We start from the raw sequence: 16,069 nt of genomic DNA, 5'->3' as shown, positions 1-16,069 counted from the left end.
CTCAATCAGGGAGTTTGTTGCGTGATCTGGTTACCGCGTATGACCTCGACAGCGCGAGACGTACGCGGGGTTGCGCCTGCTGTTGGCGCGCTGGCCGGCCCCAGGCTCAGTTGTCTGAAGCTGACCAGTTGGCGGTTGGCTGAATCGAGTCGCTCGGCAGCGTCAGGGCCGCTGGCTTCGTTGGCCCAGTAATCCTGCAGGTTGCCCTCGTCGGCGCTGCGCACGGCCAGACGCAGGACACCGGTTTGCGACGCCAGCATCAGGCGCGCCACCAGGGCCTGCGGCACCGCGACCGTGACGGTTCGCGCGTTGATTCGCTGCTGCTCCTGTTTGAGGCGTTCGTCAGCGTTGAGGTCCTGCACCGGTTTGCCGTTGCGGTCCGGACCGAGCAGCGCGCCAACGCCGAGAATGCGCAGGGCAGGCACCACGACCTGGCTCGACCGATTCGGATTGCTCACGTCCTCAGGCAGGTAAAGCAGCACATCCACGTAGTCGCCGGGGCTGAGTTGCCCGGAGGCGCCCGTCACTTCATCGACCTGTAACGCCAGGGCCCGCTCGTGTGGCCGAATCATTCGCGCCAAGGTGCCGCCTGCTTCGAAGTTGCTCTCGGTGAGCCAGCTTCCGGCGGTCAGCGTGCGCCAGCTGCTGCGCCCGACGATCTTGTCGATCGCTTCAAAGCTCCCGGGTGGGGCGACCTTGAGGCGCTCGATGGTCAGGTCATCGGCCGTGATTGCGGTGTAGGCAGGGATATCCCTGGCCAACACCACGACGTTGTGACGCAGAGCGTCCTCGACGGGAGGAGTCGGCGCAGGCGGGATGGTTTGTTCGGTGGTTACAGGTGGCGCCGATGGTGGGGGTTCAACAGGCACCTCAGTTGGTCTGCCGACAACAATTCCCAGATATCCAGCGATTAACGCACCCAGCAAAAACAGTACAGCGAGCACCATGGTGACACGACTGCTCATGGCAAGTTTCCCTTTGTCATCGCAGGATATTCTCGAACCGGTGCATCAACTTTAAACACAGCAACGGTGAACGGCATAACGGCTTTTAATGACATTAGCGCATTCATTCAAAAGCGCCATTGTGCTTTGGTATATAAGGGTTTTTTACTGACGAGACGCCGTTTGAGTCCTTTGTTTTTTTGGGGAGTGTAGGGACTATAACTTTCCGGTTAATACTTTGTTGCGATTGTGGGTTTATGGATTGCAGACAATGCTGGAGGGGCACACAGTTTCGCATGTGTCATGCATGTTCGCGTCTCGGAGGCGCAAGGAGAAATGAGATGTTCCTGACCAAGATTTATGTAGGCGCTTATACCCGGATCAGTTGTTTTTTGAGGGATCGTGAGGCGGCGTCAGGTATTGAATACGCTTTGGTAGCGGCGATGGTTGCCGTGGCGTTGATTGCTTTTGTTCCAACGATCAGCGCAAGTGTGGGGGCGATTTTCACAAAGATTCAGACTGCCTTGACGGGTACTACGACAGGGGCCTCCACACCTGCTGCGGGGTAGTCTATGATTGCGACATGAGTTCACCCTGTTGAGAGAACCACATGGCTGTCCACCCCATCCGCCAACAACTGCTTCTGGTTGATGACGAAGAGGACGCAAACGAGGAATTGGCAGAACTGCTCGAAGGTGAGGGGTTCTGCTGTTTCACGGCGTCTTCCGTCAAGATGGCCTTGCACCAGTTGACCCTCCATCCGGATATCGCGTTGGTGATCACTGACCTGCGGATGCCGGAGGAAAGCGGCATCCAGTTGATTCGTCACCTGCGCGATCACACCTCACGTCAGCATTTGCCCGTTATCGTCACCTCCGGCCATGCCGACATGGATGACGTCAGCGACCTGCTGCGTTTGCACGTGCTTGACCTGTTTCGCAAGCCGATCTATCACGTCCGTTTGCTGGAAACCCTCAACAACCTGTTTCCCGAGCCGAAGGTTTTTCAGGTTCAGTGACGGCAGGCTCGCGCCCAGCAGCATGCTCACGCCGGAGTATGGGCACGAAGTCAAAGGCCTGTCGTTCCTCACGCTCCAGTGGGAATGCCTTTCGTAACGCTCTGCGACACCCGTCTGCGTTCACTCCACCACGCTGAATTCAACCCGCGCCGTCTGGCCGCTCTCGTCCAGCACGCTTAACTGATAACGCCCCGGTTTGCTCAGGGTGGGGGTGAAGTCTTGCCGGGTGTCGGTGTCTGACAGAGGTTTGCCATCGATAAACCACCAGCGATGGCCGCTGCCGCCGAGTGCCGAGAGCGTGAGGCGTAAAGCCTGACGACTGGCGGCAGGCAGGCGCAGGTTGTCGCCTTCGCGCACACCGACAATGCTCAGCGGGGGCGCCAGGTTCAGGTTCTGTGGCGGGCAATCCGGGTCAGCGGGTGGCAGGCGTGCATCACGCCGCTCTGCCTTGGGCAGCCAGGGCTCCAGAGGCGCAGGCCACAGCGCGATGTCCTGCGCTCGGGCGTCCGGGCAATTGGCCGCGACGCGCAACCCCCTGGCATTGATCCAGACGCGCTCCTGCAAACCCAACCCGAGCGGTTGGTCGGCCGCTTGCAGGGTGGGCGGCGCGGTGCCGTCCAGCGTCCAGGCGAAGCGTTGGCGCCGGCAATTGGGGTCGCTTTTGCTCATCGGTTGACCCAGCGGCCAGCAGATGGCAGCCACACCGACGTTCTGCGGCACGGGTTGCACCGGTGCGGCGATCCCGCGCTGGCTGTCGCGATTGACCAGCACATCGTGCACCTGAAGCATCAGCGGCGCCGCCGAAGCCAGCCCGAACTGCCCTGGCACCGGTGTGCCATCCGGCCGGCCGATCCAGACACCGACCAGGAAACGCGGCCCGACGCCAATCGCCCAGGCATCGCGGAAGCCATAGCTGGTGCCGGTTTTCCAGGCCAGCTGCGGGCGCTGTACCAGCTCGGCGCGCGGGTCGATGTCCGGTCGCGACTGACCACTGAGAATGCGGCGAATGATCCACGCAGCGCCCGGTGACATCATGCGCCGCTCGCGCAGTCGGTCCTGCGGTTGCAGTCGAACATCGGCACTGCGCCCGCCGCGCGCGAAGGCGCTGTAGCCTGTCACCAAGTCCTCTAACCGACTGCTCGCGCCACCAAGAATCAGTGCCAGACTGGGCTCGGCCAGCGGCGGCAGGCTCAGGGGGACGCCGCCATTGCGCAGTTCGGCGGCGAAGCGCTTCGGCCCGTAGACTTCCAGCAATTGCACGGCAGGCAGGTTGAGGGACATCGACAGCGCCGAACTGGCTGCCACCGGTCCGCCGAAGCCGCTCGAAAAGTTGCCCGGTCGATAGTCGCCATAGCGCCGCGGCACGTCCTGCATCAGGGATTCGGAGTGGATCAGCCCGGCGTCCATGGCCATGCCGTACAGGAACGGCTTGAGCGTCGAGCCCGGCGAACGCAAGGCGGTGACCATGTCCACATGGCCGAAACGCTTGGCGTCATTGATGTCCACCGAGCCGACGTACGCGCGCACGGCCATGTTCTCAGCCTCGACCACCAGAATCGCTGCCGACGTTCGCTCCGGGAGGCGTGCGCGCCAGCCCATCAGCAGGTCTTCCATGCGCCGTTGCAGTGACGCGTCCAGCGTGGTGCGGATCAGTGGCGGGCTGTTGGGGCGATTCAGGCGTCGGGCCAGCAGCGGCGCCAGGCTCGGTTCCTGTCGCGGTGCCAGCCACAATGGCTCTTCCAGTGCTTCGTTCACGCTTGCTTGCGGCCACACCTGAAACTCTGCCAGACGCCTCAGCACCTTGTCGCGGGCCTGTTGCGCGCGCTGCGGGTGACGATCAGGACGCAGGCGGCTTGGCGCCTGTGGCAGCACCGCCAGCAATGCCGCCTCGGCGCGGGTCAGGTTTTGCGGCGACTTGCCCAGATAGGCCCAACTGGCGGCTGCGACGCCTTGCAGTGTGCCGCCGAACGGGGCGCGATTGAGGTACAGACTGAGGATCTGATCCTTGGACAGGTGCCACTCAAGTTGCAGCGTGCGCCACAGCTGGCGGAACTTGCCGGATAGTGTGCGTGAATGCGGATCGAGCAACCGCGCCACTTGCATCGACAGTGTGCTGCCGCCCGAGACTACACGGGCACCGCTGAGGTTTTGCCAGGTGGCGCGTAACAGCGCCAGCGGATTCACCCCGGGATGGCTGTAGAACCAGCGGTCTTCGTAGGTCAGCAGGGCTTCGAGGTAGTAGGGCGAGACCTGCTCGTTGCTGACCGGGTAGCGCCACACGCCATTGGCGTCGGCAAAGCGCCACAGTGGCGTGCCGTCCTCGGCCAGGACGACGCGAGCCAGATCGTCCCTGGGCAGTGGCAGCGGCCAGAGTCGGTCGGCCAGCCAGAGGAGGGCGATCAGCAGCATGATCGCGCCCGCCAGCCACTTGAATGTTCGTGGCAGGCGCAGAAGAAATTCAGGTTTCAACGCAAAGAGCCTTTATGATCCACGGAACCTGACACGCATTGCGACAGCCAAAGCGGACAGACCATTTTCTTCACGACCCCAATCAGGACGTACATATGCAGGTAGAAGGCTTTTTTGAATGGCTCGGGCAGGCCATCGGCGCGATCATTCGCTTCTTTGTCGACGGTCTGGCGTGGTTGTTCAACGGGTTTACCCATGCCGGGGGAAATTTTGTCGATGGCTTGTCTCGCACGCTGGGCATGGACACCTCGCTGATCAGCATCATCGCACTGGTCATCGGCCTGATGCTGCTGTACTCGGCGGTTCGCGCCTTCATGCGCGCTTCGATCATCCTTGGCATCATCTGGCTGGCGCTGGGCCTCTGGTTGCTGAGCTGGATCATTCATTGATGCGTTGAAGGCTAACCCGCCGCCATGGCGGGTGAACGGGGCGACGCCTTCGCGAGCAAGCTCGCTCCCACTGGATCTGCGGTGTGTCGGGGCAGTTGTGTATGGTGCCTCGATCGTTTCTGTGGCGCACATCTGAGACACTTTTTACTTTTGTAGGAGCGAACTTGTTCGCGAAGGCTCTGGTACGGGCGATACATCTTCAGCGGATGTACCGGCCCTTTCGCGAACAATGCGGATCGCCGCCCCGGTCGCTCCTACTGGAGCTGTGGTGTGTCGGGCCATTTGCGAGCGAGCTTGCCCTAACTGTCACGCCTTCCAGTCAGTAATCGATCATTTCCCCTTCACCACCATCTGCGCTGGCGCTTCGCCCAGGGCTTGCCAGTTCGGGCGGTACATGGATTCGACCTGTGGCGGCGGTACGCGGTAGGTGCCCGGGGTGACGGCTCGCGCAAGGTAGAGCAGGTGCACGGTGCTGCTGCCGTCGATGTCCAGGGCTGCCACGTAACGATCGCCGCGATATTCCTGATGCTTGATCCCGGCGTTTTCCATCGACTCACGGATGGTTTTCACCTCCTCGCTGGCGTCTTCCAGGCTGGCCGCGCTTTGCGCCAGGTTCTGGTTTTCCAGCTCCAGGCCCGCAGGCAGCAGGTCCACCGCCAACGCATCCGGCACGCGCTGTTTGGCACCGATCTCCAGGTGCACCAGCACCAGTTGCCCGGTTTTCAAGGCGCCAATGTTCAGTGGTGCGCCGCTCAGGTTCAGGTACTCGCGGCGAATGCTCAGGTTTTCGCCACCCGCCGCAGGCGCCTGGGTGGGATAACCGGAGACGGTCAGTTGCTGGTAAAGCGCTTCGCTGCTCTGGTTGTGTACCGAAAGCGGCGAGGCCAGCAGCGAACCGTCCAGCTTGAGGCCCGGCTGCCGGTTGCTCAGCTCGCGGGTTTGAGTGCCGCTGGCGATGCTGGCGGTCCAGTCCTTTTCCGCTTTGCCCAGCAGGTTGCGGCCAGCCATGAACAGTGAATTGCTTTCCTGCGTGGACAGGTAACGATTGGCGGCCACCTCATCGGCCAAGGCAAACAGGCGCTCATCACGCTTGTCTTTGCCGAGGTCGTTTTCTTCCAGCAATGCCAGTATCAGCGCCTGATCACGCAGCGAACTGCCGTAGTCAGCCAGCCATTCATTCTTGCGGCTGGCGGCCAGGCCCGCCAGCAGGGCCTGGTCGGCGCGGGGTTTGTCGCCCATTTTTTCCAGCGCGACTGCCAGTTGCACCAGCGGCAGGCCGGAGCGTGCGTCACTGCGGCGGTCGAACAGGCTGCGCAAGGCCGCGAGCGGTGCCTGCTGACTGCGTGACAGCACCTGCCCGGCATAGGCTTGCACAGCGAAGCGCGTATGTTCGGCGTTCTGGCTGTAATTGACCTGAATCTGGCCGGCATCCTGCAGATAACGCAGTAGGCGTTCACTGGCTTTCTTCAGCGCATCCGGCGGCACGGCAAAGCCCTGATCGCGGGCGCGCAGCAGAAAATCGGTGACATACGCCGTCAGCCAGTATTCCTCATCGCTGTCCGAGCCCCACAGGCCAAAACTGCCGTTGTAACGTTGCATGCCCAGCAGCCGCTCGATGCCAATCTCGACCTTGCGCTTGCGTTCGGCATCCGTTTCGCCGGTCAGGCCCAGGCGCTTGAGGGTTGCAGCATCGGCATACAGCGACGGGTACAGGCCACTGGCGGTCTGTTCCAGGCAGCCGTAGGGGTAGGCTTTCAATGCGCGAATCTGTTCGCCGAGGTTCAAGGGCGGACGGCTCGACAACGACAGCAGCGCCTCACGACCGGCCGGTTCGAACGCTTCCAGCGCGCCCTCCGGCAGGCTCCAGGGCTGATCATTGAGGGTGGCGCGGTAATGCTTGAGCATCGCCGGGTAGGCCGGGCGCACACCGACGGTCCATTCGCGGGTGAAGGCCGGCAGGTTTTCGCCCGGCAGTTCCAGACCTTCGACCAGTACCTTGATCTTGCCCTGACCCAGGCCGCCCTGCGCCAGCACCGGAATCTTCAGGGTGACGCGCTGGCCGTCCTTGAGCTGCAGGGGCTTGCTCTGCTCGCCGCCCGGAAGGCTCAACTGGCCCTCAGCGCTGATGTTCACGTCCAGCTTCTGTGCCTTGCCCGACAGGTTGGAGACGTCCAGCGCCACGCTGGTCTGGTCGCCGCCGGCAAGAAAGCGCGGCGTCGACAGTTCGGCGATGATCGGCGCAGCAACCACGGTTTTCGCCTCGGCCATGCCGTAGCGGTCGTCGGTCCAGGCTTGAGCCATGACGCGCAGCTCGCCGTTGAAGTCCGGGATATCGACGCTGACTTCACCTTCACCGGCGTCATTGAGCGTCACCGGCGCACTTTGCAGCGCCACGATGGTGACGCTGGTGTCCGGACGTTTGCCGCCCTTCGCCAGTGCATCGCCACCGAACGCCATGCTTGCCAGGCGCCCCTGACCGGCTTCGATCAACTGACCGTAGATGTCCAGTTGGTCTGCGCCGTACTGCTTGCGGCCAAACAGGCTGGCAAACGGATCGGGCGTCGCGTAGCTGGTGATATTGAGGATGCCGACGTCCACCGCCGACACCAGCACATGGACCTGTTTGGGTACGCTGCCGTCAGCATTTTTGGCGGCGACCTTGAGGGTCAGCGGTTGTCTGGGGCGCATTTTCTCCGGCGCGGTGAGCGTCAGCGCCAGCTTGCGCTGCGCCCGGTCCAGCGGCAGGTGCAGCACACCCACGGCGCGCTTGGGTGTGACATTGGCCTTGCGTTCACCGGGGCGTATCACCAGAGCGGTGACGTACAGGTCGTGGCGCGCCCATTTTTTGTCCAGCGGGATGTCATACGATTTGCCTTCGGCAGGCACGTCGATTTCCTGCCACCACAGCGGGCCTTCACTGGACTCGATCAGCAGATAACCCTTGCCCGCAGCCGGAGGAGTGACAGTGACTTTCGCGGTGTCGCCGTCGTTGTAGGCCGGCTTGTCCAGCGCCAGCTTGACCTGATCCGGCCTGACCGCGCCGCCGTCAGTGTTGTCCTGCCAGCGGTAACCGGCCCAAAAGCGCAGGCTGCTGACCATTCCGGTGGACGGATCTTCCACCTCGACACGGTAAGGACCCCATTCGACCGGGAAGCTGACCCTGGCGGTGGCGTCCTTGGTGATGCTGACGGTTTCTTCGTTGAGGTTGAGGAATTTCTCGTTGAAGTGGTAACTCCAGCCGTCGTCGGCCGAGTAGTTCCAGTAGTAATCGCGGCGCTCGCGGATCAGCCGGACTTTCACGTTGTCAGCCGCCAGCTTGTTGCCCGCCGCGTCGGCCATGACAATTTCAAAATCGGCCGGGCCGTCGCCGTTGGTCTGCGCCTCGCCCTTGGCTTCGTCGTCGTAGTCGTCATTGCCTGCGCTGCTGCCGAACAGGGCACGTACGCCGGGCAGCTGTTCGGCCGGCCAGATGGGCTGCACCAGACGACGGGTGATCGGCCGCCCGCCGGACTCTTGCAGGCTGGCTTGCAGAATCAGTTGCAGCGGCGATTTGGCCTGCGCCCACTCGCTCTGTACGGCGAGCGTTGAATGACCTTCGGCATCGAGGGTGACGGGTTCAAGCTCCAGATCATGCTTGAGGTCTTCCTCGGTGATCGAGCCGAACTGATAGCCCGGCAGCTTCGGCACCGCCTCGCGCAGCGGGCGGACATAGACCTGGCCGGTCAGCGTATTGCCCGAAGCCGGGGCGCCGTACAGGTAGCGGCCAGTGATATCGAATTGCGGGTTGTCAGCAGGCGCCACCGGCGTGTTGCTGCCCTTGAGCTCCAGCGCCAGACGCTCAGGCAGGAAGTCCTCGACCTTGAACTCGTAGAGCTGCGGTTTGCCGTCGCCCAGGTCGAACACCAGTTGCCAGCGTCCGGTGGGGGCCTCGTCGGCAAGCGGCAATTGATACTGGTAGAAACCGTTGCTGTCGGCTTCCCAGACGAATTTGCGGCTGACCTGATCATCGGGACGGCGCACTTCGACGGTGATGGGCTGCGGCTTGACGGTGTTGCCGTCGCTGTCGCGCAGCAGGCCGTTGAGCAGCACGGTTTCGCCGGGGCGATACAGGTCGCGCGGGCCGAAGATGAAGAATTGCAGGGGGTGAGCCTGCGGGCCGGAGATATCGAATTCGGCCAGGTCCAGCGCCGAGCTGTTGAGGCGCAGCATGCTGGTCTGTTCGTCCTTGTGCGCCAGTACCACGGCAGCCTTGGCCGGCAATGGCAGTTGCGCGTGGCCGTCGCTGTCGGTCTTGCCCTGGGCGACGACCTTGCCGTTGTCGTCATACACATCGACGCTGATATCACTCAGCGCCTTGCCACCCTCGAGCGCTTGCGTGAAGACGTCCAGACGGTTGCTGTAACGGTGCACCGACAGGCCGATGTCACTGAGCGTCAACAGGGTGGCTGGCTGCGAGTAGCTGTAGGTGCCCGAGGCGCGCATCACCGCCAGATAAACGCCTGGCTGTTGCAGGGGCTTGATACCGGCAATCGGCAGCAACAGGGTTTCGCGGGTGTTGCGCGCGGGCTTGAGGTCGAAGCGGCCGCTGTAGATCAGATCGGCCATGGGCAGCAGTTCTTCGGAACTGTAGCTGGACAGGCTCGACGCGCCGTCCCACTGGGCGAGGAAGTTCGGCATCGAATCGGGTTTGATGCGGAAGAACTCGACATCCACCTTGTCGACGTTCAGCGCGATCACCGGCAGGCCCTCGGCCAGACGGGTCGGCAGCAGGCTGCCACGGCTGGCGAAACCGACAGAGGGCTGCAGGTCGCGGGTTTCCAGGCGGCTGATGTATTCGGCGGCGAGTTTGGCCTTGTTGACGGCCAGCAACCCGGCATCGACGGTCAGGACCAGTTTGCGCTGCGGCTCCAGGTGGCGCAGGCGCAATTCCATGAGGTTGTCCGAGAGCTCCCAGGCACCGTCGACCTTGCCGCTCTTGCTGTCCACCAGATGGAGTTTTTCGTCGAATTTCTGCTCGGGGTCGAGCGGTTCCGAGAGGCTTACCGACAGCGTGCTTGCGCCGTCGACCTGGATTTCCGAGACATCGATGACCGTCAGTTCACGGCCTGCGTAGCGCTTGCTCAGCGCGGCGAGGTCGACTGCGGGTTTGGGCTTTGTGTCGGTGACCGTTGCCTGGGTCGTGGGGGCCGTGGCGGGCGCGGGTTTATCTGTGGACGAAGAATCACAGGCGCTCAGCAGCGCAAGCGCGCAAGCCAGAAACAATCCTTTGTTTAGCATGGGGGCACTCATCGGCAACGGTAGAGAGGGGGCGACTATATAACAGTCGTGATGACAAGTATTACTGTCAGATTGACCAGTAAGGTCATCTATCGAACGGACTGACTATCGTGCCTATGCTCCGCGTTGGCATGCAGTGGGTGACGCAGAGCGTCACGAAATGCATTCCCAGGCTGGAGCGTGCGCAACGATAACGCCGCAGCTTTCGAGGCATGAGTACCCTTTCCGGACGTATCGAAACGCTGGGACACCCCGCGTTTGATCTGGCTACAATGCCCGCCTTGCCGGGAGTTCTCATGTCTACGTTGCTCACTGACTGGCGTCATCGCTCAACCCATCGTCGTGTCTGGGCGCTGGCGACGCCGATGATTCTGTCGAATATTTCCGTTCCGCTGGTGGCGCTGGTCGACAGTGCGGTGATCGGTCATTTGCCCCACGCCCATCAGCTGGGCGCCGTGGCGGTGGGCGCGACGCTGTATACCTTTCTCGCCTGGGCCATGGGCTTTCTGCGCATGGGCACCACCGGGTTTGCCGCGCAGGCGGCAGGGCGCAGTGACAGCGCTGCGTTGCGGCGGATTCTGTTGCAGGGGCTGCTGCTGGCTGTCGGGCTGGCGTTGTTGCTGGGTGTGATCGCCTTGCCGTTCAGCCATCTGGCGCTGACGATGATGCAGCCGTCTGCCGATCTGCAGCAAATGACCCTGGATTTCTTCCATACCCGACTGTTCGGCCTGCCTGCGGCGCTGGCCAGTTATGCACTGGTCGGCTGGTTTCTGGGTGCGCAGAACGCTCGGGCGCCACTGGCGATTCTGCTGGTGACCAATGCCGTCAACATCGTGCTCAATCTGTGGTTCGTCATGGGGCTGGACTGGGGCGTGGTCGGCTCGGCGCGTGCTTCGGTACTCGCGGAGTGGACCGGCGTGGTGCTCGGTCTGCTGCTGGCACGTAACACCTTGCGCGCCTGGCCGGGCCGGATTGTCTGGTCGGCCTTGCGGCTGTGGAGCAACTGGCGGCCCTTGCTGGCCGTCAACCGGGACATCTTTCTGCGCACGCTGGCGCTGCAATCGGTGATGTTCCTGATCACCGTGCAGGGCGCTCGCCTGGGGGATGCGACGGTTGCCGCCAATGCCTTGCTGCTCAATGGCCTGCTGTTGACTGCCCATGCCCTGGATGGGCTGGCGCATGCGGTCGAAGCGCTGTGCGGGCATGCCATCGGCGCGCGGGACCGGGATACGTTGCGACGCTCTCTGGTGGTCGCGGGGGGCTGGTCACTGATTTCCAGCGTAGTGTTTGCGCTGTTCTTTCTGGTGGCCGGGCAGGGCTTCGTCAGCCTGCAGACCGATATTCCGGAAGTGCGCGCCACCGCGATGACGTATCTGCCGTATCTCGCGCTGATGCCGTTGCTGGCCGTGTGGAGCTACCTGCTGGACGGCCTGTTCATCGGTGCCACCCGTGCGCGGGAAATGCGTAACGCGATGCTGTTCAGCGCAGCGGGCATCGCGCCATTGGCTTATCTGGCTTCCAGCCACGGCAACCACGCCTTATGGCTGACGTTCCTGGCTTTTACACTGTTGCGCGGCCTGAGCCTGGGGACCATTGCCTGGCGGCTGACACGCAGGGACGGCTGGTTCGTTCACTGAGCCTTTGGCCCGGTTGCGTTCTTTTCGGATGCCGTTTGCGGCGTGTGCCTGACGAACATGTCCACCTCGTCGACCACAGGGGCCAGACCGCTCAGCAATCTGGCGAATGCGCCGACCAGCGTGCCGTGATTGGTGCGTGAGAAATACAGGTCGCGCACCGGCACGCCAGCTTCACGCAACGCCCTGGCCAGGCCGCCGGTGTTGCGCTTGGGGTTGACCAGCGAGTCGGTGTGCGAGGCCATCAGCAGTGCCGGTGGCGCGCTGGACGTGACGTGATTGATGGGTTGCGAATCCAGCGGGGAATTGGGGAAGAAGAACACTGGCTTCACGTCCGGGTTCTCGATGGGCAGGAAGTCATAAGGCCCGGCCAGCCCGATCCAGCCGCTGAGGATGGAGGGCGACAAGCCTTCGCGCGCCAGCCAGCGCGGGTCGAGCGCGAGCATTGCGGCGTTGTAGGCCCCGGCGCTGTGGCCCATCACGTACAGGCGGCTCGGGTCGCCCCCGTAGGTGTTTGCATGCTTGTGCGCCCAGGCCAGCGCCTTGGCCGAGTCTTCCAGAAAGCTGGGGTAACGTACCTGTGGATACAGCCTGTAGTCGGCGATAACCACCACCATACCTCGTGCGGCCAGCGCTTCGCCGACGAACGCGTAATCGGCCTTCGAGCCGCTGTTCCAGCTGCCGCCGTAGAAAAACACCACGACCGGTGCCTTGGCCGGTTTCGCCTTGGGCGTGTAGACATCCAGCGTATTACGTGGATCCGGCCCGTACGCCAGGTTATAGACATGATCGACAGGGCCGCTCGGGTTCAACGTATTGAGCAGCTTCAAAGGCGAGCAACCGGACAGCACTGCCAGTACGGCACCGGTCATCAGTGTCAGGAAAATCACTCGGATCATAGCGGAGAGGCTCTGGAAGGTAAGTCGGATATGCCTGAGACCGTCACGCTTCGTCCCAGTGCCGCACAGTTGCTGCTACGTCATTCACTGCTGCGCGGATCACTCGATGGGCTGGCAAAGCTGACGCGCGGGCTGCTCAACGTGAGGCCACTGTCGTCGATCTGTACCGTACTCGCTCCGGCATCGACTGTCAGTGTGCTGCCTTCAGCCAGTTCCAGGCGGGTCCCGTCCGCCAGTTGCAGTTGTCGGTCTGGCCCGGTGATCACCTGCCAGTCGAGGTGCATCTCAACATTATCGGCACGTGCTTGATCATTCCTGCGACCATCTTTGTCTGCCAGCGCTGACAAACAGCCGGTAATCTGCGGCGGGCGGGTATCGTCTGCGCAAAAGCTCACAATCACTGCCATGCCACCCCGACATTCGATGTCCAGCCCCGCAGCCAGATGCAGCCAACAGCCGGCGTCGGGGCCCTCGGGGCGTTGCCACTCCCATTCGAGGCGAACATGCACCCGGCCTGACGCATCGGTCCTGGCCGGTTCGCCGTCGCGACCGCTGATCCAGCCACGCTGCAGTGGCGCAATGGCGGGGCGCGGTGCCGGGACAGGTGTTTTGAATCCGGCTTCCCGGGGGATGGCACCAAAGACCAACTCGTGGCGGCGACGCGAGTGGACGAAATGGTAGTGAATGCCTTCTTCTGCGCACAGCCGCTGGACCAGTTGCAGGTCGGATTCCTGGTACTGCACGCAGCTTTCGCGCTCGCTGCATTGCGTCTGCTGGGCAAAGCGGAAGCAGTGCTGCAAACCATGTTCTTCCAGCACCTGGGCGATGATCCGCGTGGCGGTCATGTGCTGAAAGATACGTGAGTGGTGGCGTAGCCCGAGGCAGGCCAGTCGAGGTCCCATCAGCAGCGTGTAGCAGGCCGGGCCGGGGTGGTAATGCTTGCGGGTCGCGCCGTGAATCTGACCGTGAAAGCCTTGCCCATGAAATCCGGGCTCGCTGCCGCAGCTCAGCCAGGCAGGTTTGTACATCAGGCTGGTCAGGTCCAGATCGAAGCCGTCGCCGAGGATTTCCAGCTCGATGGCATACGGCTGGCTGATCGCTTCGGTTGCGCTGAACGATACGACGCTGAAACGGCGCTGCAGGCGGGCAATCTCCAGATGAAGGAATGGCGCGCTGGCGGGGTCGGACATGGAGGGCTTCTCTACCGGGAGTGCGACCGCGGATTCTCGCGCAGAAGCCGGGCAGGGTAGAGGTCTGCAGGTAGAACAGGACGTTGCCTACAGCAAGTGTTGGCGGGGGATTACATCGAGTGGGGGCTGTATGAGTGCGGAGCATGGGGGGCGGTGGTTACGGGCACCTCTCGTTCCTCACGCTCCGCGTCACGAACTGCATGCCAATGCGCAGCATTGGCACGATAAGCAGTTAGATCTGGCTCCGCGCAACGATCAGGACGACAGGTACGACGAGCGGGTCAGCCCCAGGCGCAAGGCATCGAGGAAGTAGGTGCGCTCGCGTGGGGTGATCTTGGCGCTGGCGACTTTGTCCCGGTAATGGGTCATCAGTTCTTCCGGCGACAGGTGCACGTAGCGCAGCATGTCTTCGATGGTGTCGTGGGTTTCGATGCCTGCGTGGTAAACGCTGCCGTCCGGGTTCTGGTAGATGTTCACCGAATCGGTATCACCGAACAGGTTGTGCATGTCGCCGAGAATTTCCTGGTAGGCACCCACCAGGAAGATCCCCAGCAGATAGTCTTCGCCTTCGTTCAGCGAATGCACCGGCATGCTGGTCTCGATGCTCTGCTCGTCGACGTACTGCTTGATCTTGCCGTCCGAATCGCAGGTCAGGTCCTGCAGCACGGCGCGGCGCACCGGCTCTTCATTCAGGCGGTGCAGGGGCAGAATCGGCAGCACCTGGCCAATGGCCCAGGTGTCCGGCAGGCTCTGGAACACCGAGAAGTTGCAGATGTACTTGTCGGCCAGCTTGTCGTTGAGCTCGTCCAGCACCTGACGATGCGAGCGTTGACGGGCTTTCAGCGAGTTGTACAGGCGACGGCAGACGGCGAAGTAGCATTGCTCGCCCAGCGCCTTTTCCGACAGGCTGATCTTGCCATCGGCGTACTGTGCCGCGATGTCGCTCATGTAGTGCGTGGCGCGCCAGTAGGTTTCGGTGACCATCTCGATGTCGGTCGGGCCCAGCAGGTCGACCAGCCATTGCACGGTTTCCGGCAGGCTGGCCTTGTCGGCGATTTCCGGCACTTCGTCGTTGTGTTTTTCGACGTCGGTCACCTGCACCACCAGCATGGCGTGGTGGGCGGTCAGCGAGCGGCCGCTTTCCGAGAAGATATGCGGGTGCGGCAGGCTTTGCGCGTCGCAGAATTCCTTGAGCATGCCGACCACGACGCCTGCATAGTCGTCCATGTCGTAGTTGATCGAGCTGGCGTTGCGCGAGTGCGTACCGTCGTAATCGACCCCCAGACCACCCCCGACATCGATGTAATCCACCGGCAGGCCGAGCTTGCGCAGTTCGCCGTAGTAACGGATCGCCTCCTTGAAACCGTGCTGATAGTCGGCCAGGTTGGCGATCTGCGAGCCCATGTGGAAGTGCAGCAGGCGGATGCCCTGATCCAGGCCGGCCTTGCGGAAACGCTCGACCACCGACAGCAATTGCGCGGCCGACAGACCGAACTTGGATTTCTCGCCACCGGTATCCGCCCATTTGCTCGACGCCAGGGAAGACAGGCGCACGCGCAGACCGACCTGTGGGGCGACCTTCAGCTCGGCGGCTTCTTCGATCACCAGTTCGACTTCGGACTCTTTCTCGATGACGATGAACACGTTGTGGCCCAGCTTCTGGCCCATCAGCGCCAGACGGATGAACTCACGGTCCTTGTAACCGTTGCAGACGATGGTGCCGCCTTTGGGCGCCAGTGCCAGCACCGCCATCAGCTCAGGCTTGGAGCCCGCTTCCAGGCCGATGGAGACGTTCTGCGTGGCGATGATGTTTTCCACCACCGCTTCCTGCTGGTTGACCTTGATCGGGTACAGCGCGGTGTACTTGCTCTGGTATTCCAGGCGCGCGATGTTGCTGTCGAACGCGCCGGTCAGCTGACGCACACGGTCCTGCAGAATGTCGGGGAAGCGCACCAGCAAGGGCAGCGACAGGCCGCTCTTGCGCAAATTGTCGACCTGTTCGTAAAGATCGATGGGCGAGCTGTCCGGCCCGTTGGGACGGACTTCAACGCGTCCCGCTTCGTTGATAGCAAAATAACCCGCGCCCCAATGGCGAATGCCGTAAACGCTGCGGCTGTCCGCAACGGTCCATTGGCTGCCATCGTCTTTACGTGTGCGTCTTACGGACATCGAAGTCCCCTATAAATAAGTCGTTGCGCCAGCCTGAAGCTGACTGCGCGCATTGTAATGGGTGGAAATGACGATTTGAT

Annotated in this window: 10 protein-coding genes; 4 read left to right on the top strand and 6 right to left on the bottom strand. The window is 62.4% G+C overall.

Features of this window, described 5'->3' with window-relative positions; genetic code table 11:
* Nucleotides 1–5: 5 nt before the first annotated feature.
* Nucleotides 6–965: a Flp pilus assembly protein CpaB gene (gene cpaB, locus KBY08_RS13200; RefSeq protein WP_058398698.1), complete on the bottom strand. Its 960-nt coding sequence runs from the start codon at nucleotides 963–965 to the stop codon at nucleotides 6–8.
* A gap of 320 nt (nucleotides 966–1,285) precedes the next feature.
* Here cpaB and KBY08_RS13195 point away from each other — a divergent pair, with 320 nt between their 5' ends.
* Together KBY08_RS13195 and KBY08_RS13190 are read left to right on the top strand one after the other, a co-directional pair.
* Nucleotides 1,286–1,513 carry a Flp family type IVb pilin gene (locus KBY08_RS13195; protein ID WP_058398697.1) on the top strand — a complete coding sequence of 76 codons (228 nt, stop codon included), beginning with the start codon at nucleotides 1,286–1,288 and terminating at the stop codon, nucleotides 1,511–1,513.
* Nucleotides 1,514–1,554: 41 nt separating this feature from the next.
* Nucleotides 1,555–1,962 carry a response regulator gene (locus tag KBY08_RS13190; protein WP_003340978.1) on the top strand — a complete coding sequence of 136 codons (408 nt, stop codon included), beginning with the start codon at nucleotides 1,555–1,557 and terminating at the stop codon, nucleotides 1,960–1,962.
* Between the two features lie 120 nt (nucleotides 1,963–2,082).
* Here KBY08_RS13190 and pbpC read toward each other — a convergent pair whose 3' ends face one another.
* Complete coding sequence (gene pbpC, locus KBY08_RS13185) at nucleotides 2,083–4,431, bottom strand: peptidoglycan glycosyltransferase PbpC (protein WP_058822758.1); 2,349 nt, start codon at nucleotides 4,429–4,431, stop codon at nucleotides 2,083–2,085.
* 95 nt (nucleotides 4,432–4,526) lie between these two features.
* On the opposite strand from pbpC, the gene KBY08_RS13180 reads away from it, so the two are divergent.
* Nucleotides 4,527–4,820 (top strand): hypothetical protein, encoded by a 294-nt coding sequence (locus tag KBY08_RS13180; protein ID WP_003307908.1) that lies wholly within the window; start codon nucleotides 4,527–4,529, stop codon nucleotides 4,818–4,820.
* A 330-nt stretch (nucleotides 4,821–5,150) separates the two neighbouring features.
* Here KBY08_RS13180 and KBY08_RS13175 read toward each other — a convergent pair whose 3' ends face one another.
* A complete protein-coding gene (locus tag KBY08_RS13175; RefSeq protein ID WP_225651161.1) occupies nucleotides 5,151–10,097 on the bottom strand; it encodes an alpha-2-macroglobulin family protein in 4,947 nt (1,648 codons plus the stop codon).
* 296 nt (nucleotides 10,098–10,393) lie between these two features.
* Here KBY08_RS13175 and KBY08_RS13170 point away from each other — a divergent pair, with 296 nt between their 5' ends.
* Nucleotides 10,394–11,734: an MATE family efflux transporter gene (locus KBY08_RS13170; RefSeq protein ID WP_054092238.1), complete on the top strand. Its 1,341-nt coding sequence runs from the start codon at nucleotides 10,394–10,396 to the stop codon at nucleotides 11,732–11,734.
* Here the strand turns inward: KBY08_RS13170 and KBY08_RS13165 are convergent.
* The 3 genes from KBY08_RS13165 to speA all read right to left on the bottom strand — a co-directional run bounded on the left by KBY08_RS13165 (nucleotide 11,728) and on the right by speA (nucleotide 15,989).
* On the bottom strand, nucleotides 11,728–12,630 hold the full coding sequence (locus KBY08_RS13165; protein ID WP_060409436.1) for an alpha/beta hydrolase: 903 nt from the start codon (nucleotides 12,628–12,630) through the stop codon (nucleotides 11,728–11,730). The genes KBY08_RS13170 and KBY08_RS13165 overlap by 7 nt on opposite strands.
* An 80-nt stretch (nucleotides 12,631–12,710) precedes the next feature.
* Nucleotides 12,711–13,820, bottom strand: a complete 1,110-nt coding sequence (locus KBY08_RS13160) for a contractile injection system protein, VgrG/Pvc8 family (RefSeq protein WP_054092236.1) — start codon at nucleotides 13,818–13,820, stop codon at nucleotides 12,711–12,713.
* A gap of 255 nt (nucleotides 13,821–14,075) precedes the next feature.
* Nucleotides 14,076–15,989 carry an arginine decarboxylase gene (speA, locus tag KBY08_RS13155; RefSeq protein WP_003399746.1) on the bottom strand — a complete coding sequence of 638 codons (1,914 nt, stop codon included), beginning with the start codon at nucleotides 15,987–15,989 and terminating at the stop codon, nucleotides 14,076–14,078.
* Nucleotides 15,990–16,069: the final 80 nt, after the last annotated feature.

This window comes from Pseudomonas sp. P135, assembly GCF_020312125.1.
In the GTDB taxonomy this organism is placed as follows: domain Bacteria; phylum Pseudomonadota; class Gammaproteobacteria; order Pseudomonadales; family Pseudomonadaceae; genus Aquipseudomonas; species Aquipseudomonas fragariae.
The sequence above is the reverse complement of the archived record's forward strand: the minus strand, read 5'-3'. Positions and strand labels throughout refer to the sequence as shown.